This window comes from Streptomyces sp. NPDC017676 (genome assembly GCF_044329325.1).
GTDB lineage: Bacteria > Actinomycetota > Actinomycetes > Streptomycetales > Streptomycetaceae > Streptomyces.
Map to the genome: position 1 here is coordinate 364615 of NZ_JBIRJA010000004.1, position 19350 is coordinate 383964.

Here is a 19350-nt window from a genome sequence, read left to right on the forward strand (position 1 = left end):
ACCCTGGAACGCAGTACGTCCGTTACCGCGAAAGGCAGTTGCCGCGCCATGCCCCCCACCGCACTGCGCCCCGAACCGGCCGGAACCCTGACCGGCGTCCCCGTCGTCGACATCACCGCCACCGGCCCCGGCCGCACCCCCGTCCAGCAGACCATGGCGCTGATGCGGGAGCACGGCCCGGTGCTGGTGCGGCGGCTGCACGGGCGGGACGTGATGTTCGTCGCCGACGCGGACCTGGTCGCCGATCTGGCCGACGAGGAGCGGTTCGCCAAGCACGTCGGGCCCGCCCTGAGGAACGTGCGGGAGTTCGCCGCCGACGGCCTGTTCACGGCGTACAACGACGAGCCCAACTGGGCGAAGGCGCACGACATCCTGATGCCCGCCTTCGCGCTGGGCTCGATGCGCGCGTACCACCCGGTGATGCTGAGGGTGGCCCGGCGGCTCATCGACGCCTGGGACCGTGCGGCGCGGGCCGGCCGGCCCGTCGACGTTCCCGACGACATGACCCGGATGACCCTCGACACCATCGGACTGGCCGGATTCGACTACGACTTCGGGTCGTTCGAGCGCGCCGAGCCGCACCCCTTCGTGGAGTCCATGGTCCGCTGCCTGGAGTGGAGCATGACCCGCCTGGCCCGCACCCCCGGCCAGGACCACACGGCGGCCGACGCGGCCTTCCGGAAGGACGCGGACTACCTGGCCGGCGTCGTGGACGACGTCATCGCCGCCCGCACCGGCACCGACCAGAGCGGCGCCGAGGACCTGCTCGGTCTGATGCTCAGCGCCCCGCACCCCGCCGACGGCACCACCCTGGACCCGGCCAACATCCGCAACCAGGTCATCACCTTCCTGATCGCCGGCCACGAGACCACCTCCGGCGCGATGTCCTTCGCCCTCTACTACCTGGCCAAGCACCCGGCCGTACTCCGGCTCGTGCAGCGCGAGGCCGACGCGCTGTGGGGGGACACGCCCGACCCCGAGCCGTCGTACGAGGACATCGGCCGGCTCGCCTACACCCGCCAGGTCCTCAACGAGGCGCTGCGGCTCTGGCCGACGGCCGCCGCCTTCGGCCGGCACGCCCGTGAGGACACCCTGCTCGGCGGCCGGATCCCGCTGCGCGCCGGCCAGGCCGTCACCGTGCTCACCCCGATGCTGCACCGCCAGCCGGTCTGGGGCGACAACCCGGAGCTGTTCGACCCCGAGCGGTTCACCCCCGAGGCCGAGGCGGCCCGCCCGGTGCACGCCTTCAAGCCGTTCGGCACCGGCGAACGCGCCTGCATCGGACGGCAGTTCGCGCTGCACGAGGCGACCATGCTGCTCGCCCTGCTGGTCCACCGCTACCGGCTGCACGACCACGCGGACTACCGGCTCACCGTGAAGGAGACCCTCACCCTCAAGCCCGAGGGCTTCACCCTCACGCTCACCCCGCGCACCGCCGCCGACCGCGTGCACGCGTCCCTGCCCGGCGCCGCCGCCGTGTCCGCCGCCGGCACACCCGCCCCGGACGCCCTCCCGGCCCGGGTCCGCCCCGGCACCCGCGCCCTCTTCCTGCACGGCAGCAACTACGGCACCTGCCGGGACCTCGCCACCCGGCTCGCCGACGAGGCCGCCGCCGTCGGCTGCGCCACCGAGGTCGCCGCCCTGGACGCCTACGCGGGCGGCCTGCCCACCGACCGGCCCGTCGTCATCGCCGCCGCCTCCTACAACGGCCGACCCACCGACGACGCCCGCGCCTTCACCGCCTGGCTCGACGGCACCCCCGACCTGACCGGAGTGACCTACGCCGTCCTCGGCGCCGGCGACCGCAACTGGGCCGCCACCTACCAGCAGGTCCCCACCCGGATCGACGCCCGCCTCGCCGAACTCGGCGCCACCCGGCTCACCGAACGCGCCGCCGCCGACGCCTCCGGCGATCTCACGGGCGCCGTACGGGAGTTCACGGCCCGGCTGCGCACCGCCCTCCTCCGGGAACACGGCGACCCGGACGCCGTCCACGCCACCACGGACGAGCCCGCCCACGCCTACGCGGTGCGCACCCTGACCGGCGGTCCGCTGGACGCCCTCGCGGAGCGGCACGGGCTGGTCCCGATGACGGTCACCGAGGCGTACGACCTCACCGCGCCCGGTCATCCGCGCACCAAGCGGTTCCTGCGCGTCGCCCTGCCCGAGGGCGTCACCTACCGCACCGCCGACCACCTGACCGTCCTGCCCGCCAACGCCCCCGAGCTGGTGGACCGCGCCGTCGCCGCCTTCGGCCTCGACGCCGACGCCGTCCTGGACATCCGGCCCACCCGTCCGCGCCCCGACCGCCTCGCCGTCGACCGGCCCTTGACGGTGCGGCAACTGCTCACCCATCACGTCGAGCTGCAGGAACGGCCGACCGGGCGCCGGCTGGTCCTCCTGGCCGAGGCGAACCCCTGCCCGCCCGAGCGCGCCGCCCTCGCGGCCGTGCCCGGCGACGACCCGCGCACCCTGGTGGAGCTGGCCGAGGACCACCCCGCCCTGCGCGGTGCCCTGGACTGGCCGCTCCTGCTCGACCTGCTGACCCCGCTGCGTCCCCGCCACTACTCCATCTCCTCCGCACCGGTGGTCGACGCCCGCCACGCCGACCTGATGGTGTCCGTGCTCGACGCCCCCGCGCGGTCCGGCAAGGGCCGCCACCGCGGCACCGGCTCCGGCCACCTGGCCTCCCTGCGGCCCGGTGACACCGTGTACGCCCGTGTCCAGCCCTGCCGGGAGGCGTTCCGGATCGACCACGCGGCGCCGGTCGTGATGGTCGCCGCCGGCACCGGGCTCGCCCCGTTCCGGGGTGCCGTCGCCGACCGCCTGGCCGCCCGCCGTACCGGCGCCCGACTCCCCGCCGGGCTGCTCTACTTCGGCTGCGACGCCCCGGACGCCGACTACCTGCACGCCGAGGAGCTGCGGGACGCCGAGCGGGCCGGCGCGGTCTCGCTGCGGCCGGCCTTCAGCGCCGCGCCCGAGAACGGTGCCGCCTTCGTCCAGCACCGCATCGCCGCCGAGGCCGGTGAGGTCTGGGAGCTGCTGAGCGCCGGTGCCCGGGTGTACGTCTGCGGCGACGGCGCCCGGATGGCTCCCGGCGTCCGCGCCGCCTTCCGTACCCTGTACCGGGAGCGGACCCCCGGCGCCGACGAGGCCGCGGCCGAACGCTGGCTCGACACGCTGGTGGCGGACGGGCGTTACGTGGAGGACGTGTACGCGGCGGGCTGAGCCGCCGGGGGAGGGGTGCGGGGTGCGGGACACGGAGGAACGAGCCCGTCGGATCCTGGCCACGGCGGGCCTGCCGCCCGCCCGGCCCGGCGGGGTGCGCCCCCTCGGCGGCGGCACCTACAACACCGTCGAGGAACTACGGCTCACCGACGGCCGCCGCTATGTGCTGAAGACCGCGCCGGACGGACCGGGCCTGCGCTACGAGTCCCGGCTGCTGCGCTCGGAGGAGGAGTTCTGCCGCGCCGCCGCCGAGGCCGGTGTCCCCGCACCCCGCACCGTGCACACCGACGGCGGCCCCGCCGCACGGCACACCCTGCAGACCCACTGCCCCGGCGCCCCCTGGGACGACTCCCTCACCGCCGCCGAACGGGCCGCGCTGCGCCGGGAGCTGGGCGGCCACGTGGCCCGGCTGCACCGGGTGACCGGCCCCGGCTTCGGCTACCCGTCCGGCGCGCTCGGCCCGCTCGCCCCGGACTGGCGGACGGCGTTCACCGCGATGACCGACGCCGTGCTGGCCGACGCCCGCGACTACGCGGCCGACCTGCCGTGCCCCGTGGACGAGGTGGCCCGCACCCTCCGCTCCGGTCACGACGTGCTGGAGGAGGTCACCGTCCCGCGCGTGGTCCACTTCGATCTGTGGCCGGGCAACATCCTGGTCCACCGCACCCCGGCCGGACCCCGTGTCGGCGGACTCGTCGACGGCGAGCGCATGTTCTTCGGCGACCCGGTCGCCGACTTCGTCTCCCTCGCCCTGCTGGACGACATCGAGAAGGACCAGGACTTCCTCGCCGGCTACCGGGACGCCGGCGGCCGCGTCCGGTTCGACCGTTCGGAGCGGCTGCGGCTCGCGCTCTACCGCGCCTATCTCTACCTGATCATGCTGGTCGAGACGGTTCCCCGGGCGGTCGACGCGCAGCGGCGGCGGTGGACCCGGGAGACCGTCGGGCCGGAACTTGTCGCCGCGCTGGACGAGATCAAACGTCTCCGCCTTAGCTCATAGCGTGAACTAAGGGTTGGGGGAATGTCGCGCCCCGGCTGTCCGAAGGGGTATGTTGCAGGTCGGGCAGGGTTCGTGAAGGGAGCCACATGGCGGCGCGCAACGGGCGCACGGTACGCGACCTGAGACGAGGCAACCGGACGGCGGTGCTCCAGCGGCTGTACTTCGACGGCCCCCTCAGCCGGTTCGAGCTGGGCCCGGCCACCGGACTCAGCTCCGGCTCGGTCAGCAACGTGGTCGCGGACCTGATCGCCGACGGACTGGTCGAGGAGGCCGGCAGCGTCGACTCCGACGGCGGCCGGCCGCGCACGCTGCTGCGCGTCGCCCCGCACAGCGGCCAGATGATCGGCGTGGACGTCGGCGAGACCCGCGTCCGGGTCGAGCTGTTCGACCTGGCCCTCACGGAACTGGCCCGCGTCGAACGCCCGTTGACCCCGCAGGGCTACGACGTCGACGTCATCGCCGGCCACATCCGCGACGGCGTCGCCGAGGTCCTCACCGCCGAACAGGCCGCCCCCGACCGGCTGCTCGGTGTCGGCGTCGGCGTCCCCGGCATCGTGGAGCACACCCCGGACCGGGGGGCCGTCGTGCACGGGCAGACCATCGGCTGGGACGCGGTCCCGCTGGAGGAGCTGCTCCGCTCCGCCTCCCGGCTCCCCGACGGGGTGCCGTACTTCATCGACAACGGGGCCAAGACGCTCGGCCAGGCCGAGATGTGGTTCGGCGCGGGCCGCGGCGCCCGCAACGCCGTCGTCGTCCTCTTCGGCTCCGGCGTCGGCGCCTGCCTGGTCACCCCCGAGGTGGAGCACGGGCGGGCCGTGGAGTGGGGCCATCTGACGGTACGGGTGCGCGGGCGCCGCTGCCGCTGCGGTGCGCCGGGCTGCCTGGAGGCCTACGCGGGCGCCGAGTCGCTGCTCGCCCGCTGGCGCGAGGAGGGCGGCCGGCCGCCCGAGGACACCGACGAGGAGACCGCGCTCACCGCGATGCTCGCCGCCGCGTACCCGTCCGAGGGCGGTACGGCCGACCCGGTCGCGCTGGCCGTCCTGGAGGAGACCGCCGAGTACCTGGGCGCCGGCCTGTCCGACCTGATCAACCTCTTTCAGCCCGAGCGTATCCTCATCGGCGGCTGGGCCGGGCTCCAGCTCGGCACGCGGTTCCTGCCCGCCGTACGCCGGCACGCGGCCACGTACGCCCTGCGGCACCCGGCGGACAAGGTCACGATCGACCTCGGCCGGCTGGGCCCGGACGCGGTCACCGTCGGCGCCGCGATCCTGCCGCTCGCCGACTTCTTCGCGAGCGGCGGGCGCCGCCCCGAACCGGCCACCGAGGACCGGCTGCCCGCCTGGCGGACAGCACTCCAGGAACGCGCCCCGCACTGAGGGGGCCGGGGCGGGCAGGGGTGCCCGGGACGGGGCCGACGTCCGCCGGGTGGGGGTCACGCGGCCGGGGCAGGCCGGGGCGCCCGAGACCGGGCCGACGACCGCCGGGTGGGGGTCACGCGGCCGGGGCAGGCCGGGGCGCCCGAGACCGGGCCGACGACCGCCGGGTGGGGGTCACGCGCCCGGGGCAGGCCGGGGCGCCCGAGACCGGGCCGACGACCGCCGGGTGAGGTCACACGCCCTGGGCGACCCGCGCCGTGGGCGAAACCGCCGTGTGCTGGAACCGGCCGCTCTGCCTGATGTGCGCCGGCCCTGCCCGGTCCGAGCCGGTCCTGCCGGGTTCAGGCCGACGTGTCCCGGGGGGAGCCGATGGCTGCCGGACTCTGGGCCGGCGGAGAGCGCTGCCCTGATGCCTCAGGCGCGCGGCCCCGCGATCAGTCCGACGGCTCGTCCGGCGTCGGGTGTTCCGACTGTGCCGTGCCCGGCCGGGACGCGCCCCGGGGGCCGGTGCCGGCCTCGTCCGTGTCCGGTGCGACGTCCTCGTCCGCTTCGGCGGCCGCGTGCCTCGGGGACACGTCCCACGGGTCCTCTTCGGGCCGGGCCTGCTGGTCGGGCATGTCCCGGGGCACCGGCCGTTGCTCGGCCCCGGACCCGGAACCAGGTTTGCGCGCCGTCATGGTCTTCTCCGCTCCTCGTGGGCTCGTTCGGTGCTCAGGACGCGCTCAGCCGACCTTCCGCCCGCGCATCGGCTCGGTCTCCATCCCGCCACCCTTGCGCAGGCCGTCCAGGAACTCCTGGATCACCTCGGTCGCCGTGTGCCGGGGCTCCCAGCCCAGTTCGGCGCGCGCCCGCGCGCAGTCCATCAGCGGCAGCCGCAGCACGGCGTCGAACAGGTGCGGCGACGCGGGCAGCAGGTGCAGCCCCCAGGCGGCGGCGATGGCCGTGCGGGCCGCCGTACGCGGCAGCCGTACCGGCCGGGAGCCGAGCAGCTCGGCGAGCACACCGGCGTCCAGCGCGGGGTCGGCGGCCAGGTTGAAGGCGCCCCGGGCGCTGTCCGAGCGCACCGCGAGCCGGTAGGCCTCGGCGGCGTCGTCCGTGTGCAGGGCCTGTACCCGCAGACCGGGGATGTCCGGCAGGAACGGCAGCAGGTCCGGCCGGGCCAGCGGACCGGGCAGGAACCGCCCGCCGAAGATCCGCCGCTGCTCGCTCGCCGACTCCCACTTGAACAGGAAGGCCGGGCGCATCCGGACCACCCGCACCTCGGGGTGGTCGCGCTCGAACACGTCCAGCGTGCGCTCCAGGTAGGCCTTCTCCCGGCAGTACGCGGCGTCCGGCCAGCCGTGCGTCGGCCAGGACTCGTCCACCGGGCGGTCCTTCGGACCCGGCGAGTACGCCCCCACGGAGGAGGCGTGCACCAGCACCGGCACCCGGGCCGCGGCGACCGCCTCGAACACCCGGATGCTGCCGAGCACATTGGTCCGCCAGGTGGTGGCCGGATCGTGCGTCGGCTGGAAGGCCCAGGCCAGATGGATCACGGCGTCGGCACCCTCGAACCGCTCGGCGAGGTTCGCGCGGTCCCCGGCGAGGTCCACGGCGGACCACTCGGTCTTCGGCGGCGACCACTCGGGCGTCCGCCGGGCCAGCCCGCGCACGGACTTGATGTCCGGGTCCTCGGAGAGCAGGCGCACCACGCTCGTCCCGACGTTGCCGGTGGCGCCTGTCACGACGACCCTGCTGCCCGCTGAGCTGCTCACCTTCGGCTCCTCTCGTCGGCGTGGCGGAGGCTGCGACGAGCGCCCGGGTACCCGGGCGCCGCGGCCGCACACGCGGCCCGGGGGCGGCATGAGGAAGCCCCGGCCGTGACGGGGGAATCACGACCGGGGCGGTCAGGTGGTGGGGGCGGATGGCGGTCGCCTCTCGGCGAGACGCTCCACAGGGCTTCAGCCGAACGATCGTCCCTGTGGGCAAAAGGTGAGGCCCGGGGACACTGTCCCATCCGCACCCACGGCTTGTTCAACGGGCAACCACACCCTGGTGTTCCAGCCCCCTACGTGACGTGCGTCACCACCGGAACCGCTCAGGCCAGCGGGCTCCCGGCCAGCCGCGCCAGCAGGTCCGCGGGGTCCGCGTACACCGCCTCCGCCCCCGCCTCCTCCAGATCGGCCCGGGGGATCCCGCCGCACAGCACGCCCAGACAGCGCACCCCGGCCTTGCTGCCCGCCCGCATGTCCCACACGGTGTCCCCGACGAACACCGCCCGCGAGGCCGGCACCCCGGCCAGCTCCAGCGCGTGCTCCACGGGCTCCGGGGCCGGCTTGCCCTCCCGCACGTCGTCCGCGCTCGCCGTGGCCGCGATGGCGTCGTCCGCGTCGATCGCCCGGCGCAGCGCACCCAGCTCGGCACCGCTCGCCGAGGTGGCGAGGACCACCGTCCAGCCGTCCCCGTGCAGCCGCCGCAGCAGCTCGCCGGCCCCGGGCAGGGCGGGGAGCCGGTCGAAGTACTGGCCGTACAGTGCCGTGTGCGCGGCGCTCAGTTCGGCGTCCTGTTCCGGGTCCCGGTCGTCGCCGAGCAGATGGGCGACGAGGTCGGTGGAGCCGAGGCCGACGGCCCGGTGCACGGCGTGCATGGGCACCTCGTGGCCCGACTGCCGGAACGCCTCCCACCAGGTCACGACGTGCAGGTGATTGGTGTCGACGAGGGTCCCGTCGACGTCGAACACGGCGGCACGGTCCATCCCAGCTCCTCTCCGTCAGCCCGGGTCCTTCCTGTCAGGCCCAGGTCTTCGCTGTGGGCCGCGGGTTCTTCCCGTCAGCCCCAGGCCCTCGCTGTGGGGCCCGGGTTCTTCCCGCCAGCCCCGGGTCCTCACCGTGGGCCCCGGGTCCTTCCCGTCAGCCCGGGTCCTCACTGTCGGCTCCCGGAGCGGGTACCACGCGCGGAACCCGCCACGCGTGCCGGCAGCCGGCCCTCGTGCGTCCAGCCCAGCAGCTCGTCGGCCGACCAGGTGGTCACGGCGCGCTCGGGCGGCACCCCGCACTCCTCGGCCCGGGCGCAGCCGAGGATCTGCCAGTCCAGCTGGCCGGGCGCGTGCGCGTCGGTGTCGACCGAGAACAGCACCCCGGCCTCGACCGCCCGGCGCAGCAGCCGCCGGGGCGGGTCCAGCCGTTCCGGACGGCTGTTGATCTCCACGGCGGTCCCCGACTCGGCGCACGCGGCGAACACCTCGTCCGCGTCGAACTGCGACTCGGGCCGCCCCCGGCCCGTCACCAGCCGCCCGGTGCAGTGCCCGAGGACGTCGGCGTGCGGATCGCGCACGGCGGCGACCATCCGCCGGGTCATGGAGCGGGCGTCCATCCGCAGCTTGGAGTGGACCGACACCACGACCACGTCCAGCCGCTCCAGCAGCTCCGGTTCCTGGTCCAGCGAGCCGTCCTCCAGGATGTCGCACTCGATGCCCGTGAGCAGCCGGAACGGCGCCCAGCGCGCGTTCAGCTCCGCGACCACCGCCAGTTGCTCCCGCAGCCGCTCGGGCGACAGCCCCCGGGCCACGGTCAGCCGGGGCGAGTGGTCGGTGAGCGCGGTCCACTCGTGCCCCAGCCCGGCCGCCGCCCGCCCCATCTCCTCGATCGGGCTGCCGCCGTCGGACCAGTCCGAGTGCGTGTGACAGTCCCCGCGGATCAGCGCCCGCAGCCCGGCCCCGGCCGCATCGGCGTCGGCCGGCGCCCCGGCCTCCTCCTCCAGCTTGCGCAGGTACCCGGGCACCTCACCGCCCAGCGCCTCCCGAACCACTTGAGCGGTCTTCGGCCCGACCCCCTTCAGCGACTCCAGCGTCCCGGCAGCGGCCCGCTCGGCCACCTCGCCCTGGGGCAGCGCGGCCAGCGTCCGGGCGGCGGTACGGAAGGCCCGTACCCGGTAGGTGGGCGCGAGCGCCCGCTCCAGAAGGAACGCGATCCGGTCGAGGGCGGCGACGGGGTCCATGAGAACCAAGGGTGCACCAGGTGCCCCCGAGGGGCGCGGGGAACCAGCTCGGCCGGCCACGGATCACCCGCGGCCCACGGCCATCCGTGCCCGCAGCGAGCGGGGCCGTTTGCCGCCACCACCCCCGGGTACTGCGTGACCCGTCCACGTGACCCACCGTGAGGAGGCTCGTCATGTCCGTACCGGATGCGCAGCGAACGGCCGTGGTGACCGGCGCGGACAGCGGCATCGGCCGGGCCACCGCCGTACGGCTGGCCGAGGCGGGCCTGGACGTCGGCATCACCTGGCACACGGACGAGAAGGGCGCCGAGGAGACGGCGGAGGAAGTCCGCGCGCACGGCGGGCGCGCCGCCGTGAGCCGGCTGGACCTGACCCGGCTGCCCGAGGCCGCCGACGCCGTGGACGAGCTGTGCGAGGAGCTCGGCCGGATCGACGTCCTCGTCAACAACGCCGGCACGGGCACGATGACCCCCTACCTCGACCTGACGCTCACGGATGTGCGCCGGGTTCTGGACGTCGACCTCCTGGGACCGTTCCTGCTCGGGCAGCGGGCCGCGCGGCGCATGATCCGGCAGGGCGGCGGCGGCCGGATCGTGAACGTCACCTCCGTGCACGAGCACCAGCCCCGGGTCGGCGCGGCCCCGTACTGCGCGGCCAAGGGCGGGCTCGGCCTGCTCACCCAGGTGATGGCCCTGGAGCTGGCCGAGTACGGCATCACCGTGAACGCGGTCGCGCCGGGCGAGATCGCCACCCCGATGACCGGCCAGGAGGACACCGACGTGCGCACCGAGCGCCGCCCCGGCGTGCCGCTCGGCCGGCCCGGCGACGCCCGCGAGGTCGCCGCCGTGATCGCGTTCCTCGCGAGCCCGGACGCCTCCTACGTCACCGGTGCCTCGTGGAGCGTCGACGGCGGCATGCTGCGCATGGGCCCGCAGGCCGGTTCCCATCTGACCAGCGACGACTGGCGCCGGCCCTGAGGCGGCGGGGAAGGCGCGAGGACGCCGGGGGGAGACCGCGGTGAGGCTGCGCACCAGTTCGCCGGACGGCCCCGGCCACCGGCGCGTCCGCTGCGGCCGGGGCTTCCGCTACCTCGACAGCGCCGGCGAGCCCCTGACCGACCCCGGGCAGCTCGCCCGCATCCGCGCCCTGACCATCCCGCCCGCCTGGCGCGACGTGTGGATCTGCCCCTGGCCCAACGGCCATCTCCAGGCCGTCGGCACCGATGACGCCGGACGCCGGCAGTACCTGTACCACGAGCGGTTCCGGGCCGAGCAGGACGAGGCCAAGCACGAGCACGTGCGGCAGGTGGCGCGGGCCCTGCCCGAGCTGCGCGCCAAGGTGGCGCGGGACCTGGCCGGGCGCGGGCTGAGCCGGGACCGGGTCACCGCCTGCGCGGTCCGCCTGCTCGACCTCGGTTTCTTCCGCATCGGCAGCGACCGGCACACCCGCACGAGCGAGACCTACGGCCTGACGACCATGCTCCGCGAGCACGTCAGCTGCGCACGTGGTGAGATCACCTTCGGCTACCCGGCCAAGGGCGGTACCGAGATGGTCCGCGCCCTCGTCGACGACCAGGTGCACGCGGTCGCCCGGTCCCTGCTGCGCCGCCCGCGCGGCGGCGACCGCTTCCTCGCGTACTGGGACCGCGGCGCCTGGCACGACCTGCACGGCGACGACCTCAACGAGGCCCTGCGCCGGCTGTCCGGCACCGACGTCACCGCCAAGGACTTCCGCACCTGGCACGCCACCGTGCTGGCCGCCGTGGCGGTCTCCGTGACCGCGCGGGGCGCCCGGGCGACCGAGGCCGCCCGGCGCCAGCAGATCGCCCGGGCCGTCCGCGAGGTCAGCCACTACCTGGGCAACACGCCCGCGGTGTGCCGGGCGTCGTACATCGACCCGAAGGTCTTCGAGCTGTTCGAGCAGGGCGTGACCGTCGCCCCCGCGCTCACCCGGCTGGGCGAACACGGGGAGTTCGGGCGTCCGGCGACGCAGGGGGCCGTCGAGGCGGCCGTCCTCGATCTCCTCGACGGCTCCGGTGGACGACCCGTCGGCGCGGGTTGCGTTCTACCCTCGATTGCATGACCGAACAAGCAGCCCCCTACATCTCCCGCCCGCGGATCCTCGTCCTCGGTGTGTGCCCGGGCCGGCACGGCGAACCGCCTTTCCGGATCATGGAGATCGACGGTGAGGTGGTCGGTGAGGCCAGGACCATCACGGACGTGCTGGAGACGGCCGCCGCCTACGGCATCCCCATCCACGACCTGGACGACCCGGACGCGGTCCGCTGGGTGGGCGGCGACAAGTACACCTGGACGCTGCACTGACCTGCCCGAGGGGCAGGCTCAGCCGACCGTCCACTTCTGGTTGGCGGCGCCCGTGCAGGTCCAGATCTGCAGCCGGGTCCCGTTGGCCGAGTTGTTCCCGGTCACGTCCAGGCACTTGTTCGTCTGCGGGTTGACGATGTCGCGGGCGGCCGGGAGGGCCCACTTCTGGGCGGCGCTGCCGTTGCAGTCCCACAGCTGGACGGGCGTGCCGTCGGCGGTGCCGCCGCCGCTGACGTCCAGGCACTTGCCGAGCGCGCGGAGCGTGCCGTCCGAGCCCACCGTCCACGCCTGTGCGGCCGTGCCGTTGCAGTCGTAGAGCTGGACCGGGGTGCCGTTCGCGGGGTTGGCGCCGGCGACGTCCACGCACTTGCCGGCCAGGCCGCGGATCGGCACGCCGGCGGCGCTGTCGCTCGTCGTCACCGACACCGAGTCCACCACCAGCGTCTGCGGGAACTGCGTCGAGCCGTCGGGGTCGCCCGGCCAGTAGCCGCCGACCGCGAGGTTCAGGATCAGGAAGAACGGCTTGTTGAACACCCAGGTCTTCCCGCCCAGGTCGGCCGGGGTGCGCCGCTGGTAGACGTTGCCGTCCACCGACCAGGTGATCGAGTCCGGTGCCCAGTCGACGGCGAAGGTGTGGAAGGCGTCCGCGAAGGCCTGCCCGTTCGGCAGCGAGTAGCCCGCGCCTATGCCGCCCGAGCCGGAGTAGCCGGGGCCATGGATGGTGCCGTGCACGGTCGAGGGTTCAAAGCCGACGTTCTCCATCACGTCGATCTCACCGGAGTCCGGCCAGTTCACCGGCGTGCCGAGCATCCAGAACGCGGGCCACATGCCCTGGCCGCGCGGGATCTTCATCCGCGCCTCCACATGGCCGTACTGGGCGTTGAACTTCCCGGCCGTGTTCAGCCGGGCCGAGGTGTACTGGCAGCTTCCGTACCAGCACTGGTAGCCGGCCGGGTTCTCCTTGCGGGCCGTGATCACCAGATGGCCCTGGCCGTCCAGGGCCGCGTTCTTCGTGCCCGAGGTGTAGTACTGCCGCTCGTGGTTGTTGACGTTGTCGCCGGTCTCCAGGGTCCACTTCGAGGAGTCGACCGCGGCGCCCGCGGGCCCGTCGAAGGTGTCGGAGAAGGTGGTGACGGCCGCCGCCGCGGGGGCGGCGGTGTCGGCGCGCGCCGGGCCGACGGCGGCCGAGCCGATCAGCGCCGCGGACAGGGCGGCCAGGAGACATCTGCGGAGCAGGCGTGGGGAGGCCATGGCTCTCCGTTCATGTGGGGGTGTGAGCGGTGCGCCTCTTGATTTAAGGAGTGAGATAAGGGGCCGTCAATACTCTGGTACGGACCTGCTGCTGACGATCAGCCGGCGGACGGCTCACGCACCCGCCGGTGCACCCCCCGCCCGAGCCGCCGCCCCAGCAGCAGCCAACCCACCAGCGCCCCGGCCGTGTTGAGGATGACGTCGTCGATGTCGAAGGCCCGCCCGGTGACCAGTGCGCCCTGGACCAGCTCCACCATCAGCATCACCAGGGCCGTCAGCGCGAGCACCTGGAGCGCGCCCCGGGCACGCGGCGCGAGGACCGGCACCAGCACCCCGAACGGCACGCCGAGCAACAGGTTCCCGCCGAGCTGCCGGAGCGCGTCCCGCAGCGACGCCTGCTCCAGATAGGCCCTGAGCGAGCGGCCCGGGTGCAGGTTGCTGTGCGTCAGCGGCACCGACGCGGGCGACGGCTGGAGCGTGATGCGGGCCAGGGCGACGGCGAACGCGACCATGCACGCGAAGGCGAGGAGGATCGCCAGCAGCCGGACGGGCAGCGGCCACACGTGCCGTGGGCGGCCCTCTCCGGCGGGACGCCGTTTCCCGGTGTCCTGGTTGGGGCGCCGCTTCCGGGTGGATCGGGGGCGTACCTTCTCGGCCGGCCACCACTTACGGGTGGACCGGGGGCGGACCTCGTCGGCCGGCTGCCGGGCGGGACGGGCCTCCTCGGGCGGCTGCCGTTTCCCGGCGGCGCGCAGGATCTCCGGCAGGCGCGGCACGGTACGGGCCATGTGCTCCTCCACTCGTCAACTTCCGCGTTCCGAACGTCGGTTACCCGCACCACGGCCCAGGATGCCCGCCGCCCGGCCCCGCACCCGTGGTTTCCGTTCACGCCTGCGGGGCACTCCGGGTGCGGACCCGCGTGCCGCCGCTCCCGCCCGGGCCCGGCGGTGCTTGGATGCCCCCAGCGGCACTGCGGTCACATCGCCGCGTATCCGAGCACAGCGGACCGAGGAGGTGCTGCATGACCCGTCGTACGGCACCCCGCGCGGTCCTCCGCGCCGCCGGTGAACTCCTCGCCTGGTGGGTGGTGCTGGCACTGCTCTGGCTGGTGCTGATCAGCACGGTCGACACCCTGGAACGGATCGTCGGCGCGAGCTGTGCCGCCGTGGGCGCGGTCCTCGCCCGGACCGGCCGGCGGGCGGTGAGCTGGCGGTGAACGGCTGGATCCTCGCCGCGACCGTCGAACTGGGCGGGGCGGGCGCGGCCGCCCTGTGGGGCGTGACCACCGGCCCGCCGGCCCGCCGGGTCATCGCCCAGAACCTGACCACTTCCGCCGTCTGCCCGGCCCTGCTGCTCCTCGCCCAGGGCTACGGCCGCCCCGCCTACGTCGACCTCGCCCTGCTGCTGGCCCTGCTCGGTCCGGTCGGCACGCTCGTCTTCGCCCGGCTGCTCTCCGACGACCTGGCCGGGGAGCGCCCGGGCGCGTGGGCGCTGACCTGGACGGCGGCGGGCCTGGGGGCGGCGGTGGTGCTCGCCCTGTGCGTGGCCGGCGCCCCGGGCCGGGCGACGGTGAAGCTCCTGGTGATCGGCGCCCTGCTGATCAGCGGCAACCTGATCGCCTCCCGCGCCCTGGCGGGCGGGTTCCGGGGGGTGGGGGGTGGCTGACGGGACGGAAGGCGTGGCCGGTGCCGGGGGAGTGCCGGGCGTCGGGTGCGTGGTGGCCGGGCAGGCGACTTGCGGCGGCGGCGGGGCCGACGGGACGCGGGGTGCGGCCGGTGGCCGGTACGCCCCGGGCGGCGGGCGCGTGCCCGCCGGTATGCCGAAGGCGGGTGCCGTGTGTCCGACGCCCTGATCGTCGTCGTTCTGCTGCTCGTGGCCGCTGCCGCCACCGCGGCCGTGGTCCAGCGCGACCCCGCCCGCCAAGCGCTCGTGCTGTCCTTCCTCGGCGTGCTGCTGGCCGCGCTGTTCACCGTGCTCCAGGCCCCGGACGTCGGCCTGTCCCAGCTCGCCGTCGGCTCCGCCCTCACCCCCCTGCTGATCATGCTGTCGGTGCGCAAGGTCAGACGCCGGGGCCGTTCGAAGGAGGGGGGCGGGTGAACCGGCTGCGGCTGTGGCTGCTGGCCGTCGGCGGCGCGGGTCTGGCCGCCCTGCTCGTCGCGGCCTGCCTCGACCTGCCCGGCTTCGGCGGGACCCGCCACCCGTACGGCGACCGCGCCGTCCACGCCTCCCTCTCCCGGCACACCGCCAACACCATCGCCTCCGTCAACTTCGACCTGCGCGCCTACGACACCCTGGGCGAGATGAGCATCCTGTTCGCCGCCGTCCTGGGCTGCGTGGTGCTGTTGCGCGAGGCCCGCGACGAGCACCGGGCACGGCCCGAACCCGCCGACGTGGCCCGCCCGGTCCGCCGCTACGCCCTGCTCGTGCTGCCCGTCGCCCTGGTCACCGGCCTGTACGTCATCGCCCACGGCCAGCTCAGCCCCGGCGGCGGCTTCCAGGGCGGGGTCGTCGCCGCGACCGCCCTGCACCTGCTCTACCTGGGCGCCGACTACCACGCGCTGGAACGCGTCCGCCCGCTCGGCGTCCACGAGACCACCGACGCGCTCGCCGTGTCCTCCTACCTCGTGCTCGGCGCCGCCGGAGTCCTCGCCGGCACCGCGTTCCTGGCCAACACCCTGCTGCCGTACGGCACCTTCAACACGCTGTCGTCCGGCGGCACCGTCCCCCTGCTGAACGCGGCCATCGGCATGGAGGTGGCGTGCGCGGTCGTCGTCCTGCTCGCCCACTTCCTCGACCAGGCCGTCGAGATCGAGGGGGAGCAGGCCGAGGGGGAGCAGGCCGAGGGGGAGCGGACCGAGAAGGAGCACAGGAGGGGAACCCCGTGATGCACGTCCTTCCGTACCTGGTCGCCGCCTACATCTTTCTGACGGGCTGTTACGGCCTCGTCACCAGCCGGAACCTGATCCACGCCGTCGGCTGCCTCGCGGTCTGCCAGTCCGCCACCTACGTCCTGCTGCTGGCGGTCGGCTACCGCGACGGCGGCACCGCGCCCGTCTTCTCCGACATCAAGCCCGGCTCCCGGCCGCTGGTCGACCCGGTGGTCCAGGCCCTCACCCTCACCGACATCGTCGTCGGCGCCACCGTCACCGCGCTGCTGCTCGCCCTCGTCCTGCAGATCGCCAAACGGCACGGCACGGTCGACCCAGACGAACTGCGGGAGCTGCGCGGCTGATGCACCACCTGATCCCGCTGCTCGTCGCGATCCCGCTGCTCGGCGCCGCCCTGCTCGTGGCCACGGGCCGCCATCTCCCGAGGATCGCCGCCGAGATCACCGGGTTCGTCTTCTCCGGCGGTACGGCCGCGCTGGCGCTGGTCCTGCTGCTGAACTCGGCCCCGCCGATGGTGGAGTGGGTCGGCGGCTGGCTGCCCGTCGACGGCGAGAGCGTCGGCATCCTCGTGGTCGGGGACGGCCCGGCGCTCGGCATGGCCGCGCTGGCCTCACTGCTCACCCTGGCCGCGCTCGCCTGTTCCTGGCGGTACTTCGACGAGCCCCCGCGCGACCGCACCGGCTCCTTCACCGCGCTGATGCTGGTCTTCCAGGGCGCCATGTGCGGCTTCGCCGTCGCGGGCGACCTGTTCAACGCGTTCGTCTTCTTCGAGCTGATGAGCGTGGTCGCCTACGCCCTGACCGGCTACCGCATCGACGAGGCCAAGGCCGTCCAGGGCGCCCTGACCTTCGGGATCGTCAACTCCCTCGGTGCGTACGCGATGCTGATGGGCATCGCCCTGCTGTACGCCCGTACCGGTGAACTGGCCATGGCGAAGATCGGCCGCGGGCTCGACGCCGCCGGGCAGGGCGGGCCGGACGCGCTGGTCCTCGCCTCCTTCGTGCTGGTGCTGACCGGGCTGCTGGTGAAGGCGGCGGCCGTGCCGTTCCACTTCTGGCTCCCGGACGCGCACGCGGTCGCCCCCACCCCGGTCTGCATGCTCCTGTCCGGCGTCATGGTGGAACTCGGTGCCTACGGCGTGTGGCGGCTGTACGGCACGGTCTTCGCCGGGCCCGGCGGCATCCCCGCCGCCGACCTGACCCGCGCCCTGGTCACGCTCGGCGCCCTCACGGCCGTGACCGGCGCCGTCATGTGCTGGTACCAGCGGCACATCAAACGGCTCCTCGCCTACTCCACCGTCTCCCACACCGGCCTGTTCCTCGTCGGCCTGGGCGTCCTCACCCCCGAGGGCGACGACGGGGTCGCCCTGTACCTCCTCGGCCACGCCGGCGTGAAGGCCGCGCTGTTCGCCTGCGCGGGCGTCCTGCTGGACCGGTTCGGCAGCGTCGACGAGCACGCGCTGCACGGCCGGGCCCGGGGGCAGCTGCGCGCCACCGCCGTGATGTTCGCCGTCGGCGCCCTCGGTCTGGCCGGCCTGCCGCCGTTCGGTACGGCGCTGGGCAAGGCGATCACCGAGGAGGCGGTCGGCGGCCCGTTCACCGTGGTGTACGTGGCCGCCTCCGCGGTCACCGCCGGCGCGGTCCTGCGGGTCACCGCCCGTGTCTTCCTGGGCCTCGGGCCGCGCCCCGAGGACGCGGAGTACGAGACCAGCGGCTCCGACGAGGAACCAGAGACGTCCGGCCCGCTGCGCCGGATCCCGGACACCATGACGACCGTGCCCGCCGTACTGCTGGCCGCCGCCCTCGCCGTCGGGGCGGCCCCGGGCTTCGGCGCCCTGGTCGCCCGCTCCGTCAACGAGGCCGGCTCGGGCGGCGCCCACGCCTCCGCGTACTGGACCCTGCCCGGCGTCCTGCTGGGCGTGGCCTCCACCGCGCTGGCCGTGGCGCTGGCCGGTCTCGCGGTCAGCCGGCCCGGCTGGGTGGCCGCGCCCGACTGGGCCGCACCCCTCAGGCGCCTGCAGTCCGGGCACGTCGGCGACTACGTGGCCTGGCTGCTGGTGGGCGCGACCGTGCTGGGGGCGCTGGCCCTGCCGGGGATCCTCGGCTCCTGATCAGGTTCAGGTGCCGTACGCGATGTGCACCTCCTTGAAACCGAGGGAGCGCAGCAGGCCCTGGAGCATGCCGGTGGTGTTGCGCTCGGCGCGGGCGGTCAGCCCGCTGGTGCGCGCCGCGTCCCCGATGTGCCGGACGGCGAGCTGCTGCACGGCCTGCTCGCTGTTGGGGTTGTCGGAGAACAGGTCACCGAGCCGGTCCAGCAGCCCGCGCTGCTTGGACACCGCGTAGGAGTGGTCGGGGTCGAGGGCCGGCCTGCCGAGCCGTGCGTGCGGCAGCCGGATGGTGGCGGACGTACGGTCGCCGTTGACCGTCACGTCCTTCTCGCCGACCCGGCCCAGGTCGACGTAGGCGTCCACGGTGCCCGCGCCGACGTACAGGGTGCGGGTGCCGCGGATGGCGTCGGGCAGGAACTTCGCGTCCTTGTCCAGGTCCACGACGACCTGGAAGTTGCCCGACGCCGCGTCGTAACGGCTCATGTCCTGGATGGACTTGAGGAGAGCCGGGCCGGAGCGGTCATGGGTCTCGGTGCCGAACAGGTCCTTGATGCCGGGCAGTACGGCCAGCCGGATGCCGGCGAACAGTACGGCGAGCACCAGCACGAGCGCCGCCACGGCCTTGGCCCACCCCGGCAGGCGCCTCACGGAAGTCGTCATCGCGACGGTCCTCCTTCCTGTTGACCGCATTCCCGTCAACAGCCGGACCAGTCAGGGCCGGAGCGGGCCGCCGACCGGTCTCACAGTGAGCCGGACGCGGCCCCGGAGCGGGCCAGGGCCGCGTCCAGGGTCGGATGCGGGGGCAGCAGCCGGGTCAGACCGGTGACCCGGAACACGCGCAACGTCAGCGGGTGCGTGCACACGAGGTGCACCTGCCCGCCGCGCTCCAGCACCCGGACGCGTGCCCGGTACAGCAGCCGCAGCCCGGAGCAGTCGAAGAACTCCACGGGCCGCAGGTCGATCACGACCCGGGCCCCGGGCCGGTCGGTGGCCCGGTCGAGGAACGGGCCGATCTCCGTCGCCGAGGCGATGTCGATCTCACCCCGGAACTCCAGCACCGTGTGCCCGCGATACGCGTACATGCCCAGTTGCCGGGGGAGGGGTACGGGTTCGTGCCGCACCTCGCCACCACCTCCCACCCGTGCCCGGACGTCGTTTCCCGATCGTCAAGTTACCCTCGATGGAAGGAATTTGAGCATGT

General features: G+C 74.5%; 20 protein-coding genes. 12 read left to right on the forward strand and 8 right to left on the reverse strand.

All coding sequences use genetic code 11. The features are described 5' to 3' along the window. The first annotated feature begins 48 nt into the window (after positions 1 to 48). The 3 genes from ACH4LD_RS11735 to ACH4LD_RS11745 all read left to right on the forward strand — a co-directional run bounded on the left by ACH4LD_RS11735 (position 49) and on the right by ACH4LD_RS11745 (position 5604). Positions 49 to 3228, forward strand: coding sequence for a cytochrome P450 (locus tag ACH4LD_RS11735; protein ID WP_398054034.1), 3180 nt, complete (start codon positions 49 to 51; stop codon positions 3226 to 3228). 22 nt (positions 3229 to 3250) lie between these two features. Further along, positions 3251 to 4228 carry a phosphotransferase family protein gene (locus ACH4LD_RS11740; protein ID WP_398054035.1) on the forward strand — a complete coding sequence of 326 codons (978 nt, stop codon included), beginning with the start codon at positions 3251 to 3253 and terminating at the stop codon, positions 4226 to 4228. Positions 4229 to 4314: 86 nt separating this feature from the next. Further along, complete coding sequence (locus tag ACH4LD_RS11745) at positions 4315 to 5604, forward strand: ROK family transcriptional regulator (protein WP_132785643.1); 1290 nt, start codon at positions 4315 to 4317, stop codon at positions 5602 to 5604. A 434-nt stretch (positions 5605 to 6038) separates the two neighbouring features. On the opposite strand, the gene ACH4LD_RS11750 is transcribed toward ACH4LD_RS11745, so the two are convergent. The 4 genes from ACH4LD_RS11750 to ACH4LD_RS11765 form a co-directional block, all read right to left on the reverse strand. Next, a complete protein-coding gene (locus ACH4LD_RS11750) occupies positions 6039 to 6281 on the reverse strand; it encodes a hypothetical protein (protein ID WP_398054036.1) in 243 nt (80 codons plus the stop codon). 45 nt (positions 6282 to 6326) lie between these two features. After that, a complete protein-coding gene (locus ACH4LD_RS11755) occupies positions 6327 to 7358 on the reverse strand; it encodes an SDR family oxidoreductase (protein ID WP_103813864.1) in 1032 nt (343 codons plus the stop codon). Positions 7359 to 7681: 323 nt separating this feature from the next. Then, the gene (locus ACH4LD_RS11760; protein WP_398054037.1) at positions 7682 to 8338 is read right to left on the reverse strand and encodes an HAD family hydrolase; all 657 of its coding nucleotides are present in this window, start codon (positions 8336 to 8338) and stop codon (positions 7682 to 7684) included. 167 nt (positions 8339 to 8505) lie between these two features. Then, positions 8506 to 9579, reverse strand: a complete 1074-nt coding sequence (locus ACH4LD_RS11765; RefSeq protein ID WP_398054038.1) for a PHP domain-containing protein — start codon at positions 9577 to 9579, stop codon at positions 8506 to 8508. A 173-nt stretch (positions 9580 to 9752) separates the two neighbouring features. Between ACH4LD_RS11765 and ACH4LD_RS11770 the strand changes: the two genes are divergently transcribed. The 3 genes from ACH4LD_RS11770 to ACH4LD_RS11780 are packed head-to-tail and all read left to right on the forward strand — an operon-like array spanning position 9753 to position 11903. Then, the gene (locus tag ACH4LD_RS11770; RefSeq protein ID WP_398054039.1) at positions 9753 to 10556 is read left to right on the forward strand and encodes an SDR family oxidoreductase; all 804 of its coding nucleotides are present in this window, start codon (positions 9753 to 9755) and stop codon (positions 10554 to 10556) included. A gap of 40 nt (positions 10557 to 10596) precedes the next feature. Next, entirely contained in the window at positions 10597 to 11661 is a 1065-nt protein-coding gene (locus ACH4LD_RS11775; protein ID WP_398054040.1) for a DNA topoisomerase IB, read from the forward strand. Further along, positions 11658 to 11903 carry a hypothetical protein gene (locus ACH4LD_RS11780; protein ID WP_171150505.1) on the forward strand — a complete coding sequence of 82 codons (246 nt, stop codon included), beginning with the start codon at positions 11658 to 11660 and terminating at the stop codon, positions 11901 to 11903. Before ACH4LD_RS11775 ends, ACH4LD_RS11780 begins: the two co-directional genes overlap by 4 nt. A gap of 18 nt (positions 11904 to 11921) precedes the next feature. On the opposite strand, the gene ACH4LD_RS11785 is transcribed toward ACH4LD_RS11780, so the two are convergent. Then, positions 11922 to 13154 carry a ricin-type beta-trefoil lectin domain protein gene (locus tag ACH4LD_RS11785; RefSeq protein ID WP_398054041.1) on the reverse strand — a complete coding sequence of 411 codons (1233 nt, stop codon included), beginning with the start codon at positions 13152 to 13154 and terminating at the stop codon, positions 11922 to 11924. A gap of 98 nt (positions 13155 to 13252) precedes the next feature. Then, positions 13253 to 13942 carry a VanZ family protein gene (locus tag ACH4LD_RS11790; RefSeq protein ID WP_398054042.1) on the reverse strand — a complete coding sequence of 230 codons (690 nt, stop codon included), beginning with the start codon at positions 13940 to 13942 and terminating at the stop codon, positions 13253 to 13255. Between the two features lie 233 nt (positions 13943 to 14175). Between ACH4LD_RS11790 and ACH4LD_RS11795 the strand changes: the two genes are divergently transcribed. The 6 genes from ACH4LD_RS11795 to ACH4LD_RS11820 all read left to right on the forward strand — a co-directional run bounded on the left by ACH4LD_RS11795 (position 14176) and on the right by ACH4LD_RS11820 (position 18152). Beyond that, positions 14176 to 14370 (forward strand): hypothetical protein, encoded by a 195-nt coding sequence (locus ACH4LD_RS11795; RefSeq protein WP_132785652.1) that lies wholly within the window; start codon positions 14176 to 14178, stop codon positions 14368 to 14370. Then, positions 14367 to 14819, forward strand: coding sequence for an MrpF/PhaF family protein (locus ACH4LD_RS11800; protein WP_398054043.1), 453 nt, complete (start codon positions 14367 to 14369; stop codon positions 14817 to 14819). Before ACH4LD_RS11795 ends, ACH4LD_RS11800 begins: the two co-directional genes overlap by 4 nt. A gap of 171 nt (positions 14820 to 14990) precedes the next feature. Next, positions 14991 to 15251 (forward strand): hydrogenase subunit MbhD domain-containing protein, encoded by a 261-nt coding sequence (locus tag ACH4LD_RS11805; protein ID WP_103813885.1) that lies wholly within the window; start codon positions 14991 to 14993, stop codon positions 15249 to 15251. Continuing rightward, a complete protein-coding gene (locus ACH4LD_RS11810; RefSeq protein ID WP_398054044.1) occupies positions 15248 to 16039 on the forward strand; it encodes an MnhB domain-containing protein in 792 nt (263 codons plus the stop codon). The genes ACH4LD_RS11805 and ACH4LD_RS11810 overlap by 4 nt, the downstream gene beginning before the upstream one ends. After that, positions 16039 to 16386 (forward strand): sodium:proton antiporter, encoded by a 348-nt coding sequence (locus ACH4LD_RS11815; protein WP_398054045.1) that lies wholly within the window; start codon positions 16039 to 16041, stop codon positions 16384 to 16386. The genes ACH4LD_RS11810 and ACH4LD_RS11815 overlap by 1 nt, the downstream gene beginning before the upstream one ends. Continuing rightward, a complete protein-coding gene (locus tag ACH4LD_RS11820) occupies positions 16386 to 18152 on the forward strand; it encodes a complex I subunit 5 family protein (RefSeq protein WP_398054046.1) in 1767 nt (588 codons plus the stop codon). The genes ACH4LD_RS11815 and ACH4LD_RS11820 overlap by 1 nt, the downstream gene beginning before the upstream one ends. Positions 18153 to 18158: 6 nt before the next feature. Here ACH4LD_RS11820 and ACH4LD_RS11825 read toward each other — a convergent pair whose 3' ends face one another. Together ACH4LD_RS11825 and ACH4LD_RS11830 are read right to left on the reverse strand one after the other, a co-directional pair. Then, positions 18159 to 18809: a DUF4230 domain-containing protein gene (locus ACH4LD_RS11825; protein WP_207928382.1), complete on the reverse strand. Its 651-nt coding sequence runs from the start codon at positions 18807 to 18809 to the stop codon at positions 18159 to 18161. Between the two features lie 80 nt (positions 18810 to 18889). After that, entirely contained in the window at positions 18890 to 19270 is a 381-nt protein-coding gene (locus tag ACH4LD_RS11830) for an anti-sigma factor antagonist (RefSeq protein WP_165951625.1), read from the reverse strand. Positions 19271 to 19350 lie beyond the last annotated feature (80 nt).